Here is a 25,186-nt window from a genome sequence, read left to right as displayed (position 1 = left end):
TTGAATATCACCGCGGGTAAGGATATAGCATGAATTTGCAGCTTGTTTGGCTGCGTAGTGACTTACGCATTCACGATAACTCCGCGCTTGCCGCTGCTGCTGCCAAAGGCCCCGTGGTAGCCGTATTCCTGCGCAGCGTAGCTCAGTGGCAAGAACATGGACATGGTGCTAACAAACTCGACTTCTGGTCTCGCGGCGTGGCTGCGGTTAAAGCATCGCTGAATGGGCTGAACATTCCACTCCTACACCGCGACATCGACCATTACGATGAAGCGGCTAGCACACTAGTGGATATCGCCCGCACGTATCAGATAACCCAGCTTCATTTTAATTACGAATATGCATTGAATGAGCAGCGCCGCGATCATGCTGTGCTTGAGGCGTTTGAAAAAGAAGGGATAACCGCCCAAGGCCACCACGATGCCGTTGCTTTTGCACCTGGCAGCTTGCTAACGGGAAAAGGCGACTATTACGGCGTATTTACTCCGTTCTCAAAAGCGTGGCATAAGCAGGTGACTGCGGAACAACTAGCGCTTCGCGACACGCCGAAGGTGCAATCGCCACTAGAGATTGACAGCGACTCACTTCCCGCACTGCCTAATCTTGACGATACTGCCGTGGATGGCCGCTTATGGCCGGCTGGCGAAAATGCGGCTAGCGACAATCTTGAACGCTTTTTACGCTTTCGCGGTCGGCACTATCAGCAGCAGCGGGACTTCCCTAAGGTACGCGGCACCAGTGAACTTTCACCCTATCTGGCACTAGGCATGATCTCTCACCGCCAATGTCTCCAGGCAGTGATGAGCGAAAATGGGGGACATTTAGCTGACGGTGATGCCGGACTGACAACATGGGTCAATGAACTTATTTGGCGTGAGTTTTATCAACATGTTGCAGTAGGTTTCCCCCAAGTTTGCCGCTATCAGCCATTTCAGGAGCACACCAAGCAGCTTCGTTGGCGTGACGACGACAAAGGCTTTAATGCATGGTGTGAAGGCCGCACCGGCTATCCAATTGTGGATGCGGCCATGCGCCAACTAGTGACCACAGGCTGGATGCACAACCGCCTGCGCATGATCACCGCAATGTTTTTAAGTAAGCACCTACTGATCGACTGGCGACGTGGTGAAGCATTTTTTATGCGCCACTTGGTCGATGGTGAGTTTTGCGCGAATAACGGTGGCTGGCAGTGGGCGGCATCAACGGGCACGGATGCAGCGCCTTACTTCCGGATTTTTAACCCTACTACCCAGTCAACGCGCTTTGATCCGGATGGCGAATTTATTGCCCACTGGTTGCCAACTCTTAGCGCATTGCCTGCTAAAGCGCGCCATGCGCCGCCTCAGGATATGCTAAATCCAACGGACTACCCACCGCCTATCGTTGATCATAAAGCTGCGCGCCAGCGTGCTTTGGATGCCTTTAAAGCGCTAACTAAATAGCTACTCTACTTTTTGCATCGTCTGCGCAGCAGCGATGCAAATTGACTGTCATCCCTCTCACTCTTTAAACGTTCTTTTTACCTCCTCTTTATTTTTCAAGTTGCTTAACCACCAAAGGATCGCGTAATGCCTAACGACCAAGCTTTGGCGAATTTTTGCGCCTTCTTCAATAAACTAGACAACACCTGTACAGAAAAACTATACGAGGTATATACTGAAGAAATTGTTTTCAACGATCCACTGCACCACATTGAAGGGCGAGCGGCACTCGAGCGCTATTTCGCAACAATGTATGAAAACGTCGAACGCTGCCAATTCACCTATCACATGCAGCAACAACAGGCTAACCAAGCGTTTGTAACGTGGACAATGGAGTTTGTTCATCCACGCCTGGCCCACGGTAACCCTATCCGTGTTGCCGGGTGCAGCGCGCTAACATTTGCAGACGATGGAAGAGTATCGCGGCATCGTGACTACTTTGATGCAGGGGCGATGTTATACGAACACTTACCATTGATGGGACGCGCCATACGCTGGCTGAAACGGCGCCTTGGCTAACCCTTGACCCGTCATCAGCACGCAGGTTGCGTGCTAACAGGCCGCCACAGGAGAACACGATGAGCACATGGAAAACGCCCCAACGCATTTGGCTAACAGGGGCTACGTCAGGCATTGGCGAAGCGCTTGCCAAAAAGCTCATCGCCCAAGGTCACCACGTCGTGCTTAGCGCTCGTAACCAAGCAGCGTTAGACAGCTTGTGTGCAGGCCACTCCAATGCTTATTCGCTACCCCTTGACGTAAGCGATCGCCAAGCAGTGATTGCAGCGGGTGAGCAGATCAACACTTGGCTCGGCGCACTGGATGTTGCGCTGTTCAATGCAGGCACCTGCGAATACCTCGATGCTCAGCATTTTGACATGGAACTGATTGAGCGAGTCTTTACGCCTAATTTGTTTGGCACCCTCTATGGCGTCGAAGCGGCACTGCCGCTATTGAGAGATGCCCGTAAAGAAGGTAAACCAGCTCGCCTTGCCGCCACCTCCAGTGCCTCTGCCTATTTGCCACTGCCTCGTGCAGAGGCTTATGGCGCTTCAAAAGCAGCTATCAGCTACTTTTTGGAATCATTACGCCTTGACCTTGATCAAGAAGGCATTGACGTTAGCTTGATTCACCCCGGCTTTGTGAAAACACCCTTAACTGATCGTAATGATTTCCCTATGCCCATGCAGGTCACCGCCGATCAAGCAGCTGATGCGATCATTGCAGGCCTCGTTAAAGGGCGACTAGATATACACTTTCCACGCCGTTTTACCTATCTCGTGAAATGTTTAGGAATTTTACCGCCTGCGCTGCGTCGTCACATAGGTCTACGCATGACAAGGCGTCAAGAGGAGCAACAATGAGCGGCATGGCGTCACAACGCATCGCAATTATTGGTAGTGGCATTAGCGGTATGGCTGCCGGGTGGTACCTATCGTCACAGCATGAAGTCACTCTGTTTGAAGCAGACGAGCGTCTTGGCGGCCACACAGCCACCATGGATGTTGAGGTTGGCGGCAACACTTACGCCATCGATACCGGTTTTATTGTTTTCAATGATTGGACCTACCCCCACTTCCAGCGCTTACTAGAAACCCTTGGTGTGCCGAGTCAGGCCACTGAAATGAGTTTTTCAGTGCACGAAACCGATGTCGACTTTGAATACAACGGTCATACATTAGGGTCACTATTTGCTCAGCGGCGTAATTTACTTAGTCCCGCATTTTATCGTCTATTGCGGGATATTTTACGTTTCAATAAACAGGCAACCGCTGATTTAGAGAGCCAGCGGTTAGCAAATGATATGACGCTAGGCGAGTATCTTGACCAAAATGGTTACGGTGATGCCTTTCAACGGCGCTATCTATTGCCCATGGGGGCGGCGATTTGGTCAGCTAGTATCGGTGATTTACGCGCCTTCCCACTGACGTTTTTTGTGCGTTTTTTCCGTAACCATGGGCTGCTATCGGTGAATCACCGCCCACAGTGGTACACCCTAATTGGCGGTTCGAAACGCTACATTCCTAGTATGACGGCGCCTTATGCAGCGCGTATTCATCTCAACACGCCTGTCACTCAGATTACACGCAGCGACACGGGCGTGATGATTACCACAGCGCAAGGCACTCAACGCTTTGATCAGGTGGTACTAGCATGCCATGCCGACCAAGCACTGGCGATGCTCGGCGACCCGACACCCGCCGAGCAAGACATCCTCGCCGCCATGCCTTATCAGGATAACGAGGTCGTACTGCATACCGACACAACGCTGCTGCCACGGCGCAAGCGCGCCTGGGCAAGCTGGAACTACCGGCTCGATGGGCGCGGCTCAGAAGAGCGTGTCTCTGTCACTTACGACATGAACATCCTGCAGCGTTTGACATCCGATACCACATTTTGCGTCACCCTCAATGATTCCGACAGCATTGATCCTGCCAAGGTGTTAGGCCGCTATACCTATGCCCATCCCCAGTTCACCCTAGCAGGTCAAGCGGCACAAGCGCGTCATAGCGAGATTTCGTCGGCCGCGCGTCGTACTCACTTCTGCGGCGCTTACTGGCGCAATGGCTTTCACGAAGATGGGGTATGGAGCGCACTGCGGGTTGCTCAAGCATTAGGGTGTGATGAAGCAGCGGCGCCACCCTCAACGCCCACGTCGCTACCAGCCCATGACCTTATGCCTGCCAACGGCGTAGGGGAGGGGCTAGGATGATTGCTGCACCTCGCTCGCGTATTTATCGCGGCACGCTACGTCATCGTCGCTTTACACCGAAAGCGCACGCGTTTAGCTACCGCATGTGGATGGCATGGCTTGACCTCGATGAGTTGCCAACACTGTTTGATAATGTGCCTTGCTTTAGCGCTCGAAGGCCCGCCCTAGCGCGTTTTAGGCGCGAGGATTATCTCGGCCCTACCGACAAGCCATTACGTACCGCAGTTCGTGAGGAGCTGATTCGTCAGCTAGGTAGTGCACCTGATGGCAAGATTTACGTACTCACCCAGTTACGTACTTTTGGCACTGTCTTCAATCCCGTTTCGATGTACTACGCCTACGACCATGTAGGCAGACTAGCGGCTGTCGTTGGTGAAGTTACCAATATGCCCTGGAAGGAACGTATTTGCTATGCCTGCCAGGTCGACACGGCTCGGCATAGCCACCATGCAAGCTTTGATAAAGCCATGCATGTTTCGCCGTTTAATCCCATGGAAATGACCTATCGCTGGAAGTTCAACTCACCCAGCGACCAGCTCTATCTTCACATGGAAAACTGGCAAAGCGGGCAACGTCATTTCGATGCCACGCTTACCCTTGAAGCAGCGCCCGCCACACGTCGCGTTTTATTAGCAACACTCGCACGGCAACCCTGGATGAGCCTTAAAACAGTCGCGGGAATTCATTTTGAAGCGTTTCGCCTTTGGCTTAAGCGCGTCCCCGTTTATAACCACCCTAAGCGCAAGGAGACTTCAAAATGACGACCCTGCGTTCTACGCCCCCCGAAATACAACCGGTTAACCAGGATCGTTTCACCCGCTGGTTAAAACCCCGCCTGCTGGCTCAGTTAGATGCCTTCCAGGGTGGTCGTATCACCTTAATTGAAGGCAATCAGTGTCATCATCTTGGTCAAGAAGGGCCGCTTCAAGTGACCGTCGTGATACGCCACTCCCGCGCATGGAAAAGGCTCGCGTTTGGCGGCACGGTTGGTGCAGCTGAATCCTATATGGATGGCGACTGGGATGCTGATGACTTAGTGGCCTTGGTGCGTTTGTTTGCGGCCAACCTGGATCATGTAAACGGTAACATGGAAAATGGGAGTGCTCGCTTTACCCGCTGGCTGCTTGGCGCTGCCTATCGTTTCCAACGTAATAGTCTTTCCGGGTCAAAGCGTAATATCTCTGCACATTACGATATTGGAAATGACTTATTTGCCACGTTTCTTGATCAACGTCACTGGATGTACTCAAGCGCTGTTTTCCCCTACCCAGAAGCCAGCCTAGAAGAAGCGTCGACCTACAAACTCGACATCATGCTCGAAAAGCTAGATGTACGCCCAGAACACCGTTTGCTAGAAATTGGTACAGGCTGGGGTGGTCTTGCAATACACGCCGCTAAAACCCGTGGCTGCCATGTTACTACCACCACCATTTCTGAAGAGCAGTACGCCCATACCGCCCGCCGTATCCAAGAAGAGGGACTCGACGATAAAATCACCCTGCTAAAGCAAGATTATCGTGAGTTGACGGGACGCTACGATCGACTGATTTCTGTTGAGATGATTGAAGCCGTCGGCCATCAGTATTTAAACACCTACCTTGCAAAAGTCGACAGCCTACTGACGGATGATGGTCAAGCTATGCTGCAAGCCATCACTATCCGAGACCAACGGTTTGAAGAAGCTAAACGGGATATGGACTTCATTAAGCGCTATATTTTTCCCGGCGGTTTTTTGCCCTCCCATCACGCTATGCTAACCAGCGTGATGCGCAAAACCTCACTGAACGTGGTAGCGCTCGATGAAATCGGCCAGCACTATGCCCGTACATTACGTGAATGGCGGCACCGCTTTGAAGCAAGCTTGGAGCAAGTCCGCCAGCAAGGCTACGACGAGCGTTTCATCCGCATGTGGCGCTACTACCTGTGTTATTGCGAGGGAGGTTTTATTGAGCGCTCTATTGGCACGTGCCACTTGTTGCTGGCGAAACCAGCCGCCAAACCTGAACCGCTAACAGGCGCGCTATAAATGGCTAGCCCACGCTGGCAAGGTTTGCTGTTCAACGCACTGCGCTTTGAAGCGGGCTGGCTACTGTGCGTATTAGGAGGGTCATGGATAGCGGCCATTACCGGGAGCATACTGCTCGGCTGGCATTTTTGGCGCTGTGCCAAACCCGGCGAATGGCGCTTCATTGGTGTATTTGCACTACTTGGGTTGGCGCTAGACGGCGGCCTACATGTCGCGGGAGGATTCGACTTCGGTGAACAACCCCTGGTGGCAGGATTGTTGCCACTATGGCTTTGGATGCTGTGGCCTCTGTTTGCAACGCTGGTATTTCACTCACTTGCCTGGCTGTGGCAATACCCACGTATTGCGGCGCTTTGTGGGGCGGTCAGCGGGCCATTATCGTATGTTGGTGGCGCTGCACTCACCGGCGTTAGCTTGGCCCCCTGGCTATTGCCAGCACAAGCCCTTATTTGGGCAGTGCTCTGTTTTGGCATTAGCCGTTATGCCAATCAAAAAACCACTGTTTTTAACACTCGCTAAGAGGCTTCTTCAGTCAACGTCTGCGGCACCCAACGCTGTTCAAGCTCGGCAGCAGGTAGTGGCCTCGCAAAATAGAAACCTTGTACCAAAGTGCAACCAGCGTTAATAAGAAACTGACACTGCGCTTGGGTTTCGACACCTTCTGCTACCACCTCTAGTCCCATGCCCTCTGCCATCGCCAAGACAGCCGTGACAATAGCAGCGTCGGCTTGATCGTTAGGCAACTCACGGATAAAGGCGCGATCCAGCTTAATCTTATCCACCGGCAGTCGCTTCAAGTAACCAAGCGATGAGTAACCTGTTCCAAAATCATCAATAGCAATGGCATAGCCTTGATCACGTAGCGCCTGCAAACGAGGCCCCATATCGCCTGCACGCTCATCTAATAAAACAGATTCGGTTAACTCTAAGCCAATTTGGGATGTCTTTAACTGGTATCGCTCTAAACAGCTAGATAGCTGGGTTTCGAGATCTCCCTGAAAAAGTTGCAGCGCGGAAATATTAATCCATACCGTCACGTTTGGCATTCCGCTGTGCTGCCAATGCGCTTGCTGAGCACACGCTTTTTCAATCACCCAGCTACCCAACTCAGGCATAAGCCCATGCCGCTCTGCTAGTGGAATAAAATCTCCTGGTGAAATCATCCCATCCTGAGGGTGGCGCCAGCGCAGTAATGCTTCCATGCCTACTAAATCGCCAGTTCCTGGATGATGCTGTGTCTGATAGTGCAGCTCTAGTTGATCGCCTGATATCAGCGCTGCCCGCAAATCGCTCACCAGCGCGAGCTGGGGATTATCTTGTTTATCTAACGCGGGGCGAAACCGCTGGCTATGGTTACGCCCCAGGCGCTTAGCACTATATAAGGCAGACTCTAGCCGCTGAAACAGCACGCCTGAGTCCCGCCCATCTTCTGGAGCACGGCAGCTGCCAATAGTTAATCCTAAGCGCAAAGATTGTTCATTGATTTCAAACGGGCGACTCATATGCTCGCGAAGCATGGCTACCCACTTATCGTGATCATCGAAGGTAGTCGTACGAATCACCATAAACTCATCGCCACCGAGCCTACCTACGACGCTGCCTGCCATATAGCTGGTTAACCGCTGAGCAAAGCGCGCGAGCAGACGATCCCCCTGCTCTACACCTAAGCTATCGTTAACAGACTTGAGTCCATCAATATCAATCAGCGCCGTATCTAAACTTTCACCTGCACGCAAATGGCGCAGCCGAGAAGCCATCAGGTCGTGCAACCGCCGACGGTTTGGCAGACCCGTCAAAGGGTCTTCATACCCGATACGGCGCAAATCACGCTCACGGGTTTTCTGGGCAGAGATATCGGTAAATAAACTAATAAAATGAGTGATGTTGCCACGCTTGTCGGTAACCGCACGGACTTTTAGCCACTCAGGGTATTCATCGCCATGTTTGCGACGATTCCACATCTCGCCTTCCCAACGGCCTGTCGCCTTTAACGTGCTCCAAAATGTTTGATAAAACGCTTTATCATGACGCGCAGCGGCCAACGTTTCGAGCTTACGGCCAATCATTTCCTGGCTTTCATAACCGGTAATTTGGGTAAAAGCAGGATTGACCGTTAATACACGGTTATGTACATCGCTGATCACAATGGCATCACCTGCCAAGCCTATCGCATCTTGCGAAAGACGCAGTCGCAACTGCTGCTGTCGCAGCTGCCTCCAAACATCCCACAAACCACAGGCAACCATACTGGCTGACACCATACGGAGTGCCGTATCAGGTATCCACACACAGGCGGGTAATGCCATTAATGCCATCCAAACCAATGGACGGTTAAGAGAAACAGACAGCCACATGGCGATTAACGATGTCCTGTAAATAAGTTTAACGAGGCATGAAACGTTACTGGCATGCCATCATGCCGCTTAGCAAAAAACTTGGACACATAATATTACGTTTATAAGGCGTTTGTTGTACGAATTCGTAACTTATGGAATAACAGCGGCCATAGAAGGTTATCGGCACATCATAAAAAAGCTGTAGATAACACGATAAATAACCGACAACGTGCATTCAGTGGTTTCGGGAAGTAGACTAGGGTTGGCCTTGTGGACCGTGCCTCGGCGCTCGACTCCTGTGCTATGCTCCGATGCTATGCCTCGGCTCTTGGTGCCGCACGCGGCCAACAACCATTTTGATACTCGGAACGATTCAGTGACCAAGCAACATTCCTTTGATCGCGAAGAACTGCTGGCCTGCTCGCGCGGCGAGCTATTTGGCCCTGGCAACGCCCAGCTTCCAGCTCCCAACATGCTGATGCTTGACCGCATCATGCACATTCACGAAGAAGGTGGTGAGCATGGTAAAGGCGAGTTAATCGCTGAACTGGACATCACCCCGGACCTGTGGTTTTTTGATTGCCACTTCCCAGGTGATCCAGTCATGCCCGGCTGTTTAGGGCTAGATGCCATGTGGCAGCTGGTAGGCTTCTACCTTGGCTGGCTTGGCCATCCAGGCCGTGGGCGTGCACTTGGCTGTGGTGACGTTAAATTCAGCGGCCAAATTTTGCCCGACGCGAAAAAAGTGACGTATCACATTAATGTGAAACGCATTATTACCCGTCGGCTTATCCTAGGCATCGCCGACGGCACCGTGTCCGTCGACGGACGCGATATATACCAGGCTAATGACCTGCGCGTTGGCCTATTCACCTCCACTGCGAATTTCTAACAGGAGGCTTCCATGCGACGAGTGGTAGTCACCGGCCTTGGCATCGTGTCGTGCTTAGGCAACGACCAGCAACAGGTCTTGGACGCGCTTAAAAACGGGCGCAGCGGTATTCGTTTTAAGGAAGAGTATGCTGAACGCGGCTTTCGTAGCCATGTCGCGGGTAGCGTCGATATCGACCTTGATACACTCATTGACCGTAAGCTGCGCCGCTTTATGGGTGACGCAGCTGCCTATGCGTATGTGTCGATGGCACAAGCAATTGAAGACGCAGGGCTTTCTGAGGAGCAGGTATCCAACGAACGTATTGGGCTTATTGCCGGCTCTGGCGGGGCATCTAGCGCCAATCAGGTAGAAGCAGCGGATGTCATGCGCGAGAAAGGCCTGCGCCGTGTGGGGCCTTACCGGGTTACCCGCACCATGGGCAGCACCGTATCGGCATGCTTGGCTACGCCTTTCAAAATCAAAGGCGTCAATTACTCTATCTCATCGGCCTGTGCGACATCAGCCCACTGTATTGGCAGCGCGATGGAGCAGATTCAGCTGGGCAAACAGGATGTCGTGTTTGCTGGTGGTGGTGAAGAAGAGCATTGGACCCTTTCGTGCTTGTTCGATGCCATGGGCGCCCTATCGACCCATTACAACGATACGCCGGAAAAAGCCTCTCGCCCTTATGATCAAGCGCGTGATGGATTTGTCATCGCTGGTGGTGGCGGCATGTTAGTACTTGAAGAGCTCGAACATGCAAAAGCCCGTGGTGCCAAAATATATGGCGAACTGGTTGGTTACGGCGCTACTTCCGATGGCCACGACATGGTTGCTCCTTCTGGTGAAGGTGCAACACGCTGCATGCGTCAGGCGATGGCAACGGTTCAGGGCGATATTGATTACATCAACACCCACGGTACATCCACACCAGTGGGCGATGTTGCAGAGCTAAAGGCAATCCGTGAGGTGTTTGGCAATACCACACCCGCTATGAGTTCGACCAAGTCGCTCACCGGCCACTCATTAGGCGCAACCGGTGTTCAAGAAGCGATTTATTCGCTGCTAATGATGCAAAATGACTTCGTCGCTGCCTCAGCTAACATCGAGCACCTTGATGAACAGGCGGATGGCTTCGATATTGTTAAGGAGCGACGTGATGGCGTTACTATCGATCGCGTACTCTCTAACAGCTTTGGCTTCGGCGGTACGAATGCTTGCTTGGTATTTCAGCGCTTTAACGCCTGATTGCCAGTAATGCGATGCCCTTGCGATGCAAACATAAAAGCGGCGCCTTTTCGGCGCCGTTTTTATGTTAAGCATGAGGTTATTTAGCGCAAAAATGGCTTAACGAGAGATCGGCCGAGGCACTTCTGAAATCTCTTGCAGCTGGCCTTCAATCCAGGCTTCAACATCGACTAACACTTCGTCTGGCGTACGGCCTGCGGTCTCTATAGGTGCTCCGATACGCACTCTCAGAACGCCAGGACGCTTTACCCAATGACGGCCAGGCCAGCGCTCACCAGCATTATGTGCCACTGGCAGCACCGGCACGCCTGCTCGGCAGGCCACTACGCTACCACTCTTGTTGTAGCGCTTTCGAACCCCTGGATCGACCCGCGTTCCCTCTGGAAAAATAAGCACCGATAGCCCTGTCCCCAGTCGCGCGACACCTTGCGTTAGTACCTGTTTCATCGCGCGGGCAGGTTTCGAGCGATCTAGACTAATCGGCCGCAATAGGCGTAACCCCCAGCCAAAAATGGGTAGACGCAGGAGCTCTTGCTTTAACACCGTACAAACGGGTGGTTTCATAACCTGCAGAAACACCGTTTCCCACTCACACTGATGATTCGCTTGAATCACACAAGGGCCAGAAGGAATATTCTCGCGCCCCTGAATGTCATAACGAACACCGCAAGCCACTTTAAACCACATCATCAAAAAATGGTTATAGAGGTTCAATAAGCGATAACGGGCAGCCAACGGCAAAAACGGCGCAATTGGCAAAAAAAGAATGCCAATCAACAGCATGGCAGAAAAATATCCCGCGTAAAAAACCAAGCTGCGTACCAAATTGATCAAGCCAGCTCTCCTGTTTCGTCACCTTGCTGTTGATCACGCGTTAAGCACCAAGCGTCTAGCATTCGTCCTACCTCAAGCCGCCACGGTTTTTGATGTACGCCAAACACATCAAGTACACGTCGACAATTTAATACCCGGCGCAGCTTGGCATCATGGTGATGGTTGAGTGCCTGCACATCGCCAAGCGTCACACTCTCGCCACGCCCTTCCAAATGGGTTGCTAGTTGGGTACGCACCATTGAGGTAAACGTAAATGCACTCACCGGCTCGGTGCCCGCCAAGTGGTAAGCCCCCCAGGCATCTGCTCCGCAAACTTGCTGCTGCAACATACCGATTAATGCCATGGCAACGGCGTCAGCGGACGTTGGGCAAAAAATGACGTCCTCCGCTGCACGAGCGGGTTGTCCTATCATCAAGCTATCGATTATTTCATTTAGCCACGCATGGCTGCCTTCCAGTGCAAACAAGGGGCCTAAACGAACAATTAAATGTCGATGATACTCAGCACGTATCCGGTCGCCTGCTTGCACTAAGCGGCGCAGACTTTCATCCCGAGGAGCAGGCACGACATGCTCATCGATAGGTATTTCAAACCCGTCTTCATAAAGCTGGTCGGAAACACACCATACCAAGGCAATTCCTTGAGCCTGACAAGCATCCATACAGGCATCTACAGCATCAGCGTGAGCTGTCACATCGGCAGGTGCCATACTAAGCGGATGTGCCAACGGCGGAATAACGACCGCGTCAGGTGCTATCGCCTGGAGTTGAGTGGATGTAATTGTGTTGCCTTGCTCAATAACAAGCTCAGTGTCTGTTCGACGACTGGCTTCTCGGGCTAATGCCAAACTCAAACAGTGCCCTGCATCTAGTATCAGCAGCTTCAAGACAGCCCTCCCCCCTCATCGAACCCTAGGACGAGGCGTACCCAGGGTTATGAAAAACTAGTCAGACTAGGCGATCAGAAGGGAATTTCATCGTCAAAATCATCAAAGTTGCCAGGATCAGGGGCACCATAATTGCTGTTTTGGTTAGCAGGGGCTGGCTGATTTTGCTGCGGCCCGCGTGCAGGCTGCTGAGCAGCTCCACCATAGTTACCTTGGGGTGCACCACCTTGGGGAGGATAACCACCCTGCTGAGGCATACCGCCACCTTGCTGGTTCTGAGGAGCCGGGTGCTGCTGAGCAGGAGCACCTTGCCCAGGGTTATTTTGCGCGTACCCCCCCTGAGGAGCGCCGCCACCCTGGAAATCACCGCCACGGCTATCGAGCATTTGCATATCGTTAGCTACGATTTCCGTACTGTAGCGATCCTGGCCATTTTGGTCTTGCCATTTTCGGGTTTGCAGGCGACCTTCAATGTACACCTTAGAACCCTTTTTCAAGTACTGCTGGGCAATCTCAGCAGTTTTATTGAACAACACAATGCGGTGCCATTCGGTACGCTCTTGACGCTGGCCACTCTGGCGATCCATCCAAGTATCAGAGGTTGCCAAATTCAAGTTTGCCACCGCCGTTCCCGAAGGTGTAAACCGTACCTCAGGGTCTTGGCCCAAGTTACCAATCAAAATCACTTTGTTAATACCGCGCGCCATAGCTCGCTCCTTTCAATAATCGGTCATCTATCACTATCAGTGCTGTCAAGGGTATCACTGATACGGCTGCTAGGCCTCGATGCCATACAGCAAATGTGTATAAAAGCGTCGGTAGCTACCCAAAGCCTAGGTGCTTAAACGTTTGCGGTAGCGAAGAATAAAAACACCCTACACGGGTTACGTTTTAGGTGGTGATAACAACCTCGTCAGCGCTGCCTGATCAAGTTCTTGGCGATTCACTTTTAGGTACATCAAGCGCTCTTCCGGCACCACCATCACGTCTTCTACACCAACGACATCCGCCAGATGTTCCATCAACAGATTTAATGCATCAGGCTGAGTATCATGCAATGCAACGACTTCGCTAGAGAGAGGCGGTGGCGACGGCATACGTAACATTGCCAGCCACCACAGCAGCGCTAGCCCTGCACAGCCGAAAAACACTGCATCGAGTCCCCACAAATTCGACAACAAGCCCCCCAGCGTGCCTCCTAAAAAGGCGCCCAAAAACTGGCTGGTAGAGTAAACCCCCATCGCCGTGCCTTTGGCTCCCGCGGGTGCCAGCTTACTGAGCATTGATGGCAGCGTGGCTTCGAGCAAGTTAAATCCTGTAAAAAAAACAAATAGCCATGCAAACAGCCAGCTCTCTTGGGAGAATGGCAGGCCAAGGCTGCCCAAACTAATCACGATAGCGCTGATGGCCAGCAAGCACATTACTTTCATGCGTTGGCGTTTCTCTGCCACGATCACCAGCGGCACCATAGCAATAAACGACAGCGCCATAATCGCCAGGTAAGCCAGTCCGTGATACTCGATGGCGACCCCTGCATTTAACAGCCGAAACGGCACCGCCACAAAAATCGCCATTAACACCAGATGCAGCGAAAAAATCGACAGATCTAGCCGCCATAAATCTGGGCGTGTAATAACGCTTTTAAACTGCTGGCGATCCATCCCCACATCGCGGTGGCGCAAACGGCGTGGTGCAGGAGGCACCCACCGCCACAGCACCACTAAGCCGACGAGCGTTAACAGAGCCGTAAACCAAAAAACCCCCGCCAGGCCCGCCCACGCCGCCAGCCACGGCCCAAGAACCATAGCAACAGCAAATGACACGCCAATGGAGAGCCCAATCGTGGCCATCGCCGCCGTACGCACCTGCTCGCGAGTTTGGTCTGCCAGTAGTGCCATAATTGCTGCGGCAACGGCGCCACAGCCCTGTAGCGCACGACCCACAATAACCCCGCCTATGGAGTCTGCCATGGCAGCGACCACGCTGCCTGCGGCGAAAATCAGTAAGCCCATGGCAATGACGCGCTTACGACCAATACGATCTGAAAGCAGACCAAAGGGTATCTGTAACATTGCCTGGGTTAACCCATAGATACCCAGTGCGACCCCTATTAACAGAGGGGTCGTGCCACTTAAGGTGTCGGCGTAAAGCGCCAACACCGGCAACACCATAAACAACCCCAGCATACGAGACGCATAGAGCCCGGCTAAGCCGCTGATTGCACGGCGTTCAGTGGCCAGCAGCAGTGCGGAAACCTTGCGCATAATACCCTTGTGCTCAATAAAGAGGCCGAACAGCCCGAGATAACCGTCCATTCTAACGCTTTGTATCAACGCTGGAAACGCTAAGCGCAGCCGCCTATCGATATGGAGTTTTGCCGGGAAGGGTACTGCAAACGTATAATTGTACTTTTGCCACGCGATTCGAGGTGTTGATGGACAGCATTCTGGTCAGGGGTGCACGCACCCACAACCTCAAGCAGATCGATGTGGAGCTGCCCCGCGACAAACTTATCGTGATAACTGGCCTTTCCGGCTCGGGTAAGTCGTCGTTGGCGTTCGATACGCTCTACGCTGAGGGGCAACGACGCTATGTGGAGTCGCTTTCCACCTATGCGCGTCAGTTCCTTTCGATGATGGAGAAGCCCGATGTGGATCACATCGAAGGGCTTTCGCCTGCGATCTCTATTGAGCAGAAATCCACTTCCCACAACCCCCGCTCTACCGTCGGCACAATTACCGAGATTTACGACTACCTGCGCCTACTGTTTGCCAGAGCAGGAACACCTCGTTGCCCAGAGCACGGCGAAGAACTGGAAGCGCAAACCATTTCCCAGATGGTCGACCAGGTCATGAACCTGGCCGAAGGCACCAAATTAATGCTTTTGGCGCCGGTGGTGAGAGGTCGTAAAGGTGAGCATCTACAGCTACTGGCAGAACTGCGGGCTCAAGGCTTCGTCAGGGTTCAGATTGATGGACAGGTGCTAGAACTTGACGATATTGCCCCGCTCGATAAGCGCAAAAAACATGATATCAGCGTCGTGGTTGACCGCTTTAAAGTGCGCGATGATATTGCCCAGCGCCTAGCAGAATCGTTTGAAACTGCCATCAACCTCGCTGACGGCACGGCAATGATCCACTTTATGGATGGCGAGCAGGAAGACCTCGCCTTCTCAGCACGTTTTGCCTGCCCAGTGTGCGGCTATTCGCTTTCTGAGCTTGAACCGCGGATGTTTTCGTTCAACAACCCCGCTGGAGCCTGCCCTACCTGTGACGGCTTAGGTGTTCAGCAATATTTTGATCCTGATAAGTTGATCAGCCATCCCGAACTATCGCTAGCAGAAGGCGTGATTAAAGGCTGGGATCGGCGCAACATTTATTACTTTACCCAGCTGCAAGCGCTCGCCAAACATTACCAGTTTGAGCTTGAAACGCCATGGCTCGAGCTTGCCAGTCATGAGCGTGAAATTATTTTAAACGGCAGTGGCAGCGAACAGATTCCCTTTGTGTATGTGGGTGACCGGGGTCGAAAAGTGACGCGCGAGCACGCTTTTGAGGGTGTGCTTCCCAACATGCAACGTCGCTACCGGGAAACCGAATCCAACATGGTGCGTGACGATCTGGCTAAGTACATCGCCGTGCAGCCCTGCGCCACCTGTGGTGGCTCGCGGCTGCGCAAAGAGTCACGCCATGTATTTGTCGATGATCATAACATTGCCGATATAGTGCATTTACCGATTGGCGAAGCGTGGCGCTACTTTGCCGAGCTTTCCCTACCGGGCCGCAAAGGCGAAATTGCCGATAAAATCGTTAACGAAATCCATGCCCGTCTAGAGTTTTTGGTTAATGTAGGGCTCGACTACCTGAACCTGGAGCGCAGTGCTGACACGCTTTCGGGGGGCGAAGCCCAGCGTATCCGTCTCGCCAGTCAAATTGGCGCGGGGCTAGTAGGCGTCATGTACATTCTTGACGAGCCCTCTATTGGTCTTCACCAGCGGGATAACGATCGCTTATTGAAAACCTTGGAGCGCCTGCGGGATTTAGGCAATACGGTGATTGTCGTCGAGCATGATGAAGACGCGATCCGCGCGGCTGACCATGTCCTGGATATTGGCCCAGGAGCCGGTGTCCATGGTGGTGAAATCGTTGCCCAGGGTACGCCTCAAGATGTGATGGACAATCCCAACTCACTGACGGGCCAGTACTTATCGGGAACACGGGAAATTGCCATTCCCCCCTATCGCATTCCTGGTAATCCTGAAAAACAGTTAGTGGTGCGCGGCGCGACCGGCAATAACTTGCAAGACGTCACCCTTAGCCTTCCGCTCGGACTATTTATCGCCATCACCGGCGTGTCAGGCTCGGGTAAATCAACGTTAATTAACGGCACCCTAATGCCCATCGCCGCCCGTGAGCTAAACCGTGCGACCACGCTCACCCCCGCGCCTTATCAAAAAATCGAAGGGCTGGACCAGCTTGATAAAGTGATCGATATCGATCAAAGCCCTATCGGCCGCACGCCGCGTTCAAACCCAGCCACTTACACTGGTATCTTCACGCCGATTCGAGAATTATTTGCTGGCACTCAGGAAGCGCGTTCCCGGGGCTATAAGCCAGGCCGGTTCAGCTTTAACGTTAAAGGCGGCCGCTGCGAAGCATGCCAGGGCGAAGGCATGATCAAGGTAGAGATGCACTTTCTGCCGGATATTTATGTGCCCTGCGATGTGTGTAAAGGCAAGCGCTATAACCGCGAAACGCTGGATATCCACTACAAAGGCAAAACGATTCACGAAGTGCTGGCCATGACGGTAGAGGACGCCCTGGAATTCTTCAGCCCAGTGCCTGCTATTGCTCGTCGGTTGCAGACGCTGTTGGATGTGGGCCTCTCCTATATCCGCCTAGGGCAAAGTGCCACCACCCTTTCTGGTGGTGAAGCGCAGCGTGTCAAACTAGCCCGTGAGTTAGCCAAACGTGATACGGGTAAAACGCTTTATATTCTAGATGAGCCCACCACCGGGCTGCATTTTGAGGATATCCGCCAGCTTCTCACGGTACTCCACCGCCTGCGTGACCACGGCAACACCATTGTGGTCATTGAGCACAACCTGGATGTGATCAAAACAGCGGACTGGATTATTGATCTAGGCCCAGAAGGTGGCTCTGGCGGTGGGCAAATTATTGCCAAAGGAACGCCAGAACAGATTGCCAAACAGGGCGTATCGCACACAGGTCGCTTCCTTGCCCCACTACTCAAACGCGGCAATCGTGCCAAAAAGACATCCTAACACCGCTCCCAGGGCAAGCACGCCTTACCTGGGAACATAAAAACTAGCGAACCCTAACAACAGAGAAAACCAGCGTTACGAAAAGAGCAAGCAACATTGGCTGTCTCTGTTTATATTTACTAGCAAAGCAGCCTTCGTTGCTAACCTTTTAGGAGAAGGAAGCTGTGGATCAGGATAAAAGCTGCATTATTAAGCACTTCAGTCACTATTGCTCGCTAACCGAAGAAGAAAAAGCGCTGTTGAACGAATTGGAAGAGAGCCCTACCGATATAAAAGCGGGAGCGCTGCTATGGGAAGTGGACTCACCCGCGAATGAGTTCTGCACCCTGCGCAGTGGCTGGGCTTATTCTTATCGCCACCTGGAAAACGGCGACCGTCAAATTCTGGAAGTATTTCTACCTGGCGATATCATCGGATTGCGAGAGTTTGCGTTTTCTAAGCGACTGGAAAACGTCCGCATGATTACCGATGGCGTAGTCTGCCACTTTCCCCATAAGCGCATGCTAGACCTGTTTAGGCAGTCACTGACACTCACGTCGGTGATGTTTGCCATTGGCAGTCGCCAGCAGGCCCTGCTAACCGAGCGATTGGTTAACTTAGCAAGACGTAGCGCTAGACAGAAAATGGCCCACTTCCTTCATGAAATGTACCTACGCTTACGCCAAACCAATAAGGACATTGGCGGTCAGTTCCGCCTACCACTCTCCCAAGAACAGTTAGCCGACATTTTAGGCTTAAGCCCTGTTCATGTGAGCCGAACGTTCAGTGCATTAAGTGAAGATGGCTTGGTATACCGTGACCGCCATCACGTCACGATTCCCGACTTAAAAGCGTTAGCTGCCGAAGGTGAATTCGATGACTGCTACCTGACGGATAATGTCAGACCGCTACTTAGCGCCTAAATCAAACGCCGTGCTCCCTCATCTAAACGCACTCCGCCGCATGACCTGAAAAGCCACGCGGCGGTTTTGTTAATATTCGACTTAGTGAGCCTAGCTTAGCCGCATTTAGACCAGCCACAACCGGCATAACAGGTTGGACAGCCATCCATCATAATGAGGTCACCACGACACTCAGGGCAGGTACCCACGGTAGCTGGGCCACTGCCTTCAGGCTTTTTTGCGGTGTTCTCTGTTTCAGTGGCACCGCCAATCGGTTCAACCGCACCAACGTGGCTTTCTGGTTCATCTACCGGCGGTTGCCAAGCATGGCCATGTTGCAAACGGTGCGCATAGCGCGCTACCAGTGTCTCTACCGGCACTTGATTGCCATCTTGGTCCAAGAAACCGCGCCGATAGAGAATTTGCTGGATCGACCAGGCAATTGCCGCTACTTCTGAATCGTGGAACATGGGCTTGTTCCAGCGGTTCATTCCACAGCGCACCAACCCTTTATCCCACGCAACTTTGCGCAGATCAGCCACCGCCTGGGTGACGTACCCCCCACGCGCCGCCAGGGAAAGACTACGCATGGTCGCCGTAATCCATTGGTGCTCACTGGAAAGCTGCCCTGACGGGAAAAAGAACTCAACCGGGCGCTCAATCACCACCCGTCGGCCACCCACCACGCCTTCTACCGGCATAAACGAGACTAGCAGATAAACTTTTTTACGCCCTTCTGCACCTACATAAGAGATCTTTTCAGATACTGCTTCGAGCGTTCCTTCTGGGCGCGAGGGTATCCTTACCGTCAGCGGATCTTCTTCCGGAAGTTCAGGGGCAGGGGCTGCCTGCTCCTGCTGCTTAATACGGTAACCAACTATTTTTGAAGTAATTTCTACAGCCATGATGTTCTCCACTTAGCAAAAGGTATTGGGCAATGTTCTTAACAAAGCGCATCCCATCGTTACCATTTGCCGTAGGTGCCCTCTTTTAAGGCATCAAACAGGTTCGCGGCGTTATGCTCTTCACCGTCGTAGACCACTGTTTCATCGCCGGCTAGCTCTATAGTTTCGCCATTTTCCAGCTCAAACACATAGGTAGTGTTTTTCAAGTCATCTTCACGCACCAGCACGCCCTGGAACGCTTCTGGATTAAAGCGGAAGGTGGTGCAGCCTTTCAGGCGACTCTCATAAGCCTGTAGGTAGAGATCCTGGAATTTCTCGAACGGGAACTCCGTCGGCACGTTGACTGTTTTGGAGATGGCAGAATCAATCCACTGCTGTGCCGCCGCCTGGACAGCCACGTGCTGCTCAGGGGTCACTGAATCAGCGGTAATAAAGTAGTCGGGCAAGTCGCTTTCCACTGCATCGGCGGCAATAAAGTGGCGATAAGCAGCTAGTTCGAACGAAACAACCTCGACCTGCTCTTTGGTTTTCTTTCCCGATTGAATGATATTGCGGAAATAACGGTGTGAGAACGAGGGTTCAATGCCGTTAGAGGCATTATTCCCCATCGACAGCGAAATGGTACCAGTGGGCGCAATAGAGCTGTGGTGAGTAAAGCGCGCGCCATGTTCCGCCAGCTGCGCAACTAACTCAGGCGCTAGCTCGGCAACTTTAGCCATGTACTGGCTATAGCGAGCATGCAGGATACGTCCTGGGACTTTATCGCCCACTTCATAGCCATCAGCCGCTAGCTGAGGGCGCTCACGCATCATCTTCGGTGTAATCGTGTGCTCTTGCTCAAGCACCGGAGCCATGCCTTTTTCTTTAGAGAGTTCAAGCGCTTGCTTCCAGCCTTCCAGTGCAAGATGACGGCTTACTTCTTCGGTAAAGGCCAGTGATGCTTGAGAGCCATAGGGAATTTTGAGCATGGTCATCGTCGAACCCAGTCCCAAAAAGCCCATACCGTGGCGGCGTTTGGCTTCAATTTCGCGCTGCTGCTGCGGCAGTGGCAGGCCAGCGATTTCTACCACGTTATCGAGCATGCGGGTAAAAATAGCGACCACTTCACGGTAGCGTTCCCAGTCAAAGCGCGGCTTGTCGCTAAACGGCTCAATCACAAATTTGGTCAGGTTAACCGAACCCAGCAGACAAGCCCCTTCTGGCGGCAGCGGTTGCTCGCCACACGGGTTGGTCGCGCGAATATCTTCGCAGAACCAGTTATTGTTCATGCGATTGACCTGATCAATCAAAATAAACCCAGGTTCGGCGTAGTCATATGTCGAGGACATAATGGTGTCCCACAGCTCACGGGCCTTAATGACCTCAACCACACGGCAAGCCACGCGACCTTCATCATCTACCGTATAGCCTTCTTCTATAACGGGCCAATCGCGGTAAATCAGATCACCGGCTTTTACATCGTCTTTTTCGCCCGGGTGTAATGGAAACGCTAGCGGCCAGTCGGCATTATGCTTCACCGCTTCCATAAATTCGTCGGTAATCAATAGACTTAGGTTGAACTGACGCAAACGACCAGCTTCCCGCTTCGCTTGAATAAACTCACGAACATCAGGATGACCAACGTCAAAAGTGCCCATCTGAGCACCCCGCCGGCCTCCGGCCGATGCCACGGTGAAGCACATCTTGTCGTAGATATCCATAAACGCTAGCGGCCCGTTAGTACCGGCACCCGCGCCAAACACAAACGCCCCTTTATGGCGCAGGGTCGAAAAGTCGTAGCCAATACCAGCACCCGACTTTAGCGTCATGCCTGCATCAACGACCGAGTCGAGGATATCGCGCATAGAATCACGAATAGTGCGTGAGACTGTACAGTTAATTAGACTAACAGCAGGTTTGTAGGCTTCAGCACCGGCGTTGGAAAGAATACGCCCAGCGGGAATGGCACCATTTTCTAATGCCCAACGAAATTTTGGCAGCCATTCATTGGCCTTGTCTCCTTCAACCGCCGCAAGCGCTCGCGCGACCCGTTCAAAGGTGGCATCCACATCCTGGTCAACAGGCTGGCTATGGCGATCTTTTAATCGATATTTAGCGTCCCAGATATCTTTTGAGGGAACCTGTAGCGGGACGTCATTCGAGGTTTTCATAGCCTTTGTTGCGGTGCTCATCTTGCGAAACTCCTTCACGACGGGGTGAATATAGCGCTCAAAACGGTGCGATTATACGGCCTGTGGCTATGAAGTATAGACATGACTTCACACTATATGCGGCACTCTTATTGTTAACGACTACTACATATAGGAAAATCAGCGCGTTACCTTTTGCTTATCTTCAACAAACGATAGGCTAATATTTTTCTTGTGCGATGCCACCCTTATGCCTACTTTAAAGCCTTTTGCGTTAGCGGCCTTTAGCGCCACCTTGCTCAGTACCGCCGTGTCTGGTGTTGCGGCCACGTTTAATAGTGACGCGATACAGCCCCATGGTCACTGGCAATCAATGATGCTCTCATTAGGAGATGAACGGCATTTTCGCGCCGTGGAAACCCATAGTTATTCGGATGCCACGCTAAGCCTTAACGCAACCCAGGGGGTATGCGACTTACCGTGGTTGGAAATGCGCGTTACCTTGGATAAGCAGCAGGGCGAAAGCCGCGCGGTAAACTTAGTGCCCACCAGAATCCGGGTAGATGACACGCCGATCATAGACACCATGGCGGAATTTATTACCGAGCGTGGGGATGATGGGTTTTATGCTCACTTCTACCTGAACGACTTACCCACGCTGATGGCGCAAATGAGCCAAGGCGAGCAGCTGTTTCTCGGCTTTGACCAACAAGATAGAGATCCGTGGTATATGACCTTTAACCTTGATGGTGCAGATGAGGCCATCGACAGAATGCAGCACTTATGCAGCTCTGCTGATAATTAACACATGTGCAGACAATCAACAAAGCTGCTTGTTATTGCACATTTTTTTCAGCAATTTCAACACGATTACGACCATTACGTTTAGCACGGTACATCGCAGCATCGGCCCGGGCGATGATTGTTTTACAACTATCATCGGGTTGCCATACGGCAACACCAATGCTGACCGTCATCGGTTGGTTCAAACCTGTTACCTGAAGTGTGGCTACTAGGCTACGTAAACGTTCTGCAAGCCCCTCAGCAGCGTCCATACTGGAGTGGGTTGCCAACACCACAAACTCTTCACCGCCCCAGCGCCCTAAGTGGTCACAGCCGCGTAGGGAGCTTTCCACCATGCGCGCCAACGATATCAACACATCATCACCCACACTGTGACCAAGAGTGTCATTAATCTGCTTAAAATGATCAACATCGAATAATAGCAGGGCGAACGCCGCTCCATAACGCTTTGCCGCCACCAGCTCCGCATCAATGGCTTGCTCAATGCGGTAGCGGTTCCACACTTGAGTGAGTGGGTCAAAGTGCGCCAGCTGTTCTAAGCGTTGATTCGCCTCTGCCAGCGCCTTACGCTCACGCTCTAAGTGCATGTTAAGCGTACTAATTTCGTAAGCGGAAATAGCCAGCGTTAAATCTTCGCCTAAATCCATTGCAGCCAAACGTTCCACCCGCTGCCACGCTTCGCTTTTACCCGTGACTTCTTCGCACCATGCAGCAGAAGGCAGCATCATCATCGGTGTCAGTGGCGCTGAAGGGGGCTGCATTGCCCAGTAAAGGGTTTCTACTTGCTCAGGACGAAAAAATATCAGCCAGCCACGCTGAGAAGGGTCAGTAGGCAAAGGCACTGCCAACACACCACTTTGCTCTGACATGCCTAATGAGGACGTTAATGGCTCTTTAGCGGTCTCTTGGGTGCACCACGGACCACTATGAACATGTGCTTTTTCAATCCGCGTCACTAGCTGGCTAATGGCCTCAGGCTTAGGCGTATTGCCTGCTTGATAGACACTGCCTTTTACCCACAGTGCAACGCCATGGGCACGAAAGAGCGATTGCCATGTCTCCGCGTGTTCCGTAAACAGCTGATAAGGACTCTGTGGCTTTAACCGATTATTAGATGAAAGCACCAAGCTATCTTGTACCCGCTGCAAATAGCGTGCTTCCTGGCGGGCTCTCAGTAACAACAACCGTTGTGTAGCCATTTGTACTAAGGTACGCACTGCATCGCGTACCGGGGGTGTTACCGGATAGGCAGATGCCGAATGGCAGAATAGCAGGCCCCATAGGCCAGTATCGCCCTGCATAGCAACGCTTAGCGCACCGCGTACCCCTAGGCGCTGCAAATACTGCTGCCGTTCAGGAGCAGGAGCACGTAAGAAGCAATCACTCAGGTCTACGACGGCTCCCCTTGGCAGCAAGTGCTCACAGGGTGCTGCAACGTCTTGAATAAGCCGTACCGGATGTCGCTCGTAGGCACGCCGCAGCGCAACCGGAAAGTCCTTGGCGGGAAAACGCTGACCCAGCAAGGCAGGTAAGCGGCCTAGTGGCACGTCTCTACCTGGACTAACGCTACCCGGTTTAACACTGCCTGTCGCCAACGATTCCGCGACAATTAAGCCATGCCAATCACTATCGAAATGGCACACTGACACCCGGTCATGCCCCGTTAGCTCCTGCACAGCCATCACTAGATAGTCGAGCAACTCTTCTTGATGGGTGGCTTCCGCTAGGCGCATCAAGCGTTCATTCACCGTGCCGAGTAAACGCTGTTTGCCTAACGTGTGAAGAGGTTCTATCTCAATCACCACATGCATCCCTGAACGGTAAGCATGGAGTTGAAAACGCTGAGAGCGGGTGGGGCATTTAAACGTCAGCGGCCCGGACAAGCGCTGCTTTCCCTGTAGTTCATAGCGTACGCGCTGGCTTAAGCGCTTGCCCAGCACGCTCGTTAACGTTTGGGTACGCACGTCAGGGATAGGTATATTTAACAGCGATGACAAATTGCTACTAACGGCCTGGATACGTCGACTATCAGCGTCGAGAACCAGTAAGGCGCCGAACGCCTGCAGTAGCGGATGATGCTTCGACACAAAAATAGCCTCAAGAAATCTATTTACCCCTCAGCCTGCTGCCGTAGCAACAACTCAACGCGCCGGTTGGCAGACCTGCCTTCCAGCGTTGCGTTACTTTCCATGGGTTGGGTATCGGCATAGCCGACTGCCCGCATGCGTGAAACAGCCACTCCCTGACGCTCAAGGTGACGGACAACGGCAATCGCACGCCCAACCGACAGTTCCCAGTTTGAGGGGAAACGCGATGTGGCAATAGGAATGTTATCCGTATGGCCTTCTACCGAAATTTGACCATCAAAGGAATCTAATACAGTCAGAAGGCTTTCTAACACATCTTGCCCTTGTGGCGTTAATACAGCGTCTCCACTAGGAAAAAGCAAACTATCGTCAATGCGCAGCGTAACACCTTCTTGTCCCTGAGAGACACTTACCCCTGGGATATTAACATCTGCCATCTGTGGCTTTAGTCCGCTGTAGCGAGGATGGATACCCGTTGCCAAGCTGGCCAATGGAAGCGAGGTAATAGCAGTGGCTGAGCGCATCCGGTCATTATCAGAGGCTTCGCCACCGCCCGGTGGCGTTAAGGCAAGCAGCAACACAAACAGCGTGATTAACAGCGTCAACACGTCTAGGTAGCTGGTAAGCCAGCTTTCATCTCCTTCACCGGAAACAGGGGGTAGCTCTAATGCATGCCGTGAATCCCGATCAAGCATCG

21 protein-coding genes are annotated in these 25,186 nt (G+C 52.5%); 12 read left to right on the top strand and 9 right to left on the bottom strand.

Features of this window, described 5'->3' with window-relative positions:
* Positions 1-29 precede the first annotated feature (29 nt).
* The 7 genes from phrB to K1Y77_RS00715 all read left to right on the top strand — a co-directional run bounded on the left by phrB (position 30) and on the right by K1Y77_RS00715 (position 6,739).
* Positions 30-1,442 (top strand): deoxyribodipyrimidine photo-lyase, encoded by a 1,413-nt coding sequence (gene phrB / locus K1Y77_RS00745; protein ID WP_264429804.1) that lies wholly within the window; start codon positions 30-32, stop codon positions 1,440-1,442.
* A gap of 126 nt (positions 1,443-1,568) precedes the next feature.
* Positions 1,569-2,000 (top strand): nuclear transport factor 2 family protein, encoded by a 432-nt coding sequence (locus tag K1Y77_RS00740; RefSeq protein ID WP_030074235.1) that lies wholly within the window; start codon positions 1,569-1,571, stop codon positions 1,998-2,000.
* 59 nt (positions 2,001-2,059) lie between these two features.
* On the top strand, positions 2,060-2,845 hold the full coding sequence (locus K1Y77_RS00735; protein WP_264429802.1) for an SDR family NAD(P)-dependent oxidoreductase: 786 nt from the start codon (positions 2,060-2,062) through the stop codon (positions 2,843-2,845).
* Positions 2,842-4,194, top strand: a complete 1,353-nt coding sequence (locus K1Y77_RS00730; protein WP_030074237.1) for an NAD(P)/FAD-dependent oxidoreductase — start codon at positions 2,842-2,844, stop codon at positions 4,192-4,194. Before K1Y77_RS00735 ends, K1Y77_RS00730 begins: the two co-directional genes overlap by 4 nt.
* Entirely contained in the window at positions 4,191-4,955 is a 765-nt protein-coding gene (locus tag K1Y77_RS00725; RefSeq protein WP_264429801.1) for a DUF1365 domain-containing protein, read from the top strand. The genes K1Y77_RS00730 and K1Y77_RS00725 overlap by 4 nt, the downstream gene beginning before the upstream one ends.
* Positions 4,952-6,220 carry an SAM-dependent methyltransferase gene (locus tag K1Y77_RS00720; RefSeq protein ID WP_030074239.1) on the top strand — a complete coding sequence of 423 codons (1,269 nt, stop codon included), beginning with the start codon at positions 4,952-4,954 and terminating at the stop codon, positions 6,218-6,220. The genes K1Y77_RS00725 and K1Y77_RS00720 overlap by 4 nt, the downstream gene beginning before the upstream one ends.
* A complete protein-coding gene (locus K1Y77_RS00715; RefSeq protein ID WP_030074240.1) occupies positions 6,221-6,739 on the top strand; it encodes a DUF2878 family protein in 519 nt (172 codons plus the stop codon).
* Here the strand turns inward: K1Y77_RS00715 and K1Y77_RS00710 are convergent.
* Positions 6,736-8,574 (bottom strand): putative bifunctional diguanylate cyclase/phosphodiesterase, encoded by a 1,839-nt coding sequence (locus K1Y77_RS00710; RefSeq protein ID WP_264429799.1) that lies wholly within the window; start codon positions 8,572-8,574, stop codon positions 6,736-6,738. The two genes, K1Y77_RS00715 and K1Y77_RS00710, sit on opposite strands and share 4 nt — an antisense overlap.
* 358 nt (positions 8,575-8,932) lie before the next feature.
* Here K1Y77_RS00710 and fabA point away from each other — a divergent pair, with 358 nt between their 5' ends.
* Entirely contained in the window at positions 8,933-9,448 is a 516-nt protein-coding gene (fabA, locus tag K1Y77_RS00705; RefSeq protein ID WP_009723939.1) for a 3-hydroxyacyl-[acyl-carrier-protein] dehydratase FabA, read from the top strand.
* Between the two features lie 12 nt (positions 9,449-9,460).
* Entirely contained in the window at positions 9,461-10,678 is a 1,218-nt protein-coding gene (gene fabB / locus K1Y77_RS00700; RefSeq protein WP_264429793.1) for a beta-ketoacyl-ACP synthase I, read from the top strand.
* Positions 10,679-10,777: 99 nt separating this feature from the next.
* On the opposite strand, the gene K1Y77_RS00695 is transcribed toward fabB, so the two are convergent.
* From K1Y77_RS00695 to K1Y77_RS00680, 4 genes are all read right to left on the bottom strand, one after another.
* Complete coding sequence (locus K1Y77_RS00695; RefSeq protein WP_030074243.1) at positions 10,778-11,512, bottom strand: lysophospholipid acyltransferase family protein; 735 nt, start codon at positions 11,510-11,512, stop codon at positions 10,778-10,780.
* Positions 11,509-12,399, bottom strand: coding sequence for a sugar nucleotide-binding protein (locus tag K1Y77_RS00690; protein WP_030074244.1), 891 nt, complete (start codon positions 12,397-12,399; stop codon positions 11,509-11,511). Before K1Y77_RS00690 ends, K1Y77_RS00695 begins: the two co-directional genes overlap by 4 nt.
* 74 nt (positions 12,400-12,473) lie before the next feature.
* Positions 12,474-13,106 (bottom strand): single-stranded DNA-binding protein, encoded by a 633-nt coding sequence (locus K1Y77_RS00685; RefSeq protein WP_030074245.1) that lies wholly within the window; start codon positions 13,104-13,106, stop codon positions 12,474-12,476.
* A gap of 177 nt (positions 13,107-13,283) precedes the next feature.
* Complete coding sequence (locus tag K1Y77_RS00680; RefSeq protein ID WP_264019202.1) at positions 13,284-14,663, bottom strand: MFS transporter; 1,380 nt, start codon at positions 14,661-14,663, stop codon at positions 13,284-13,286.
* 170 nt (positions 14,664-14,833) lie between these two features.
* Here K1Y77_RS00680 and uvrA point away from each other — a divergent pair, with 170 nt between their 5' ends.
* Together uvrA and K1Y77_RS00670 are read left to right on the top strand one after the other, a co-directional pair.
* Positions 14,834-17,683, top strand: coding sequence for an excinuclease ABC subunit UvrA (gene uvrA, locus K1Y77_RS00675; protein ID WP_264429789.1), 2,850 nt, complete (start codon positions 14,834-14,836; stop codon positions 17,681-17,683).
* A 164-nt stretch (positions 17,684-17,847) separates the two neighbouring features.
* Positions 17,848-18,585, top strand: coding sequence for a Crp/Fnr family transcriptional regulator (locus K1Y77_RS00670; RefSeq protein ID WP_030074248.1), 738 nt, complete (start codon positions 17,848-17,850; stop codon positions 18,583-18,585).
* Positions 18,586-18,680: 95 nt separating this feature from the next.
* Here the strand turns inward: K1Y77_RS00670 and K1Y77_RS00665 are convergent, their stop codons facing one another.
* On the bottom strand, positions 18,681-19,469 hold the full coding sequence (locus K1Y77_RS00665; RefSeq protein ID WP_030074249.1) for a hypothetical protein: 789 nt from the start codon (positions 19,467-19,469) through the stop codon (positions 18,681-18,683).
* 59 nt (positions 19,470-19,528) lie between these two features.
* Entirely contained in the window at positions 19,529-21,640 is a 2,112-nt protein-coding gene (locus K1Y77_RS00660; RefSeq protein WP_264429786.1) for an adenosylcobalamin-dependent ribonucleoside-diphosphate reductase, read from the bottom strand.
* A 208-nt stretch (positions 21,641-21,848) separates the two neighbouring features.
* Between K1Y77_RS00660 and K1Y77_RS00655 the strand changes: the two genes are divergently transcribed.
* Entirely contained in the window at positions 21,849-22,403 is a 555-nt protein-coding gene (locus K1Y77_RS00655) for a hypothetical protein (protein ID WP_035536863.1), read from the top strand.
* A gap of 31 nt (positions 22,404-22,434) precedes the next feature.
* Here K1Y77_RS00655 and K1Y77_RS00650 read toward each other — a convergent pair whose 3' ends face one another.
* Positions 22,435-24,489 carry a sensor domain-containing diguanylate cyclase gene (locus tag K1Y77_RS00650; protein WP_264429785.1) on the bottom strand — a complete coding sequence of 685 codons (2,055 nt, stop codon included), beginning with the start codon at positions 24,487-24,489 and terminating at the stop codon, positions 22,435-22,437.
* A 23-nt stretch (positions 24,490-24,512) separates the two neighbouring features.
* Positions 24,513-25,184 carry an OmpA/MotB family protein gene (locus K1Y77_RS00645; RefSeq protein WP_030074253.1) on the bottom strand — a complete coding sequence of 224 codons (672 nt, stop codon included), beginning with the start codon at positions 25,182-25,184 and terminating at the stop codon, positions 24,513-24,515.
* Between the last annotated feature and the right edge of the window lie 2 nt (positions 25,185-25,186).

The organism is Halomonas qaidamensis (assembly GCF_025917315.1).
Lineage (GTDB): Bacteria > Pseudomonadota > Gammaproteobacteria > Pseudomonadales > Halomonadaceae > Vreelandella > Vreelandella qaidamensis.
This window is presented reverse-complemented; position numbering and strand designations above follow the sequence as displayed.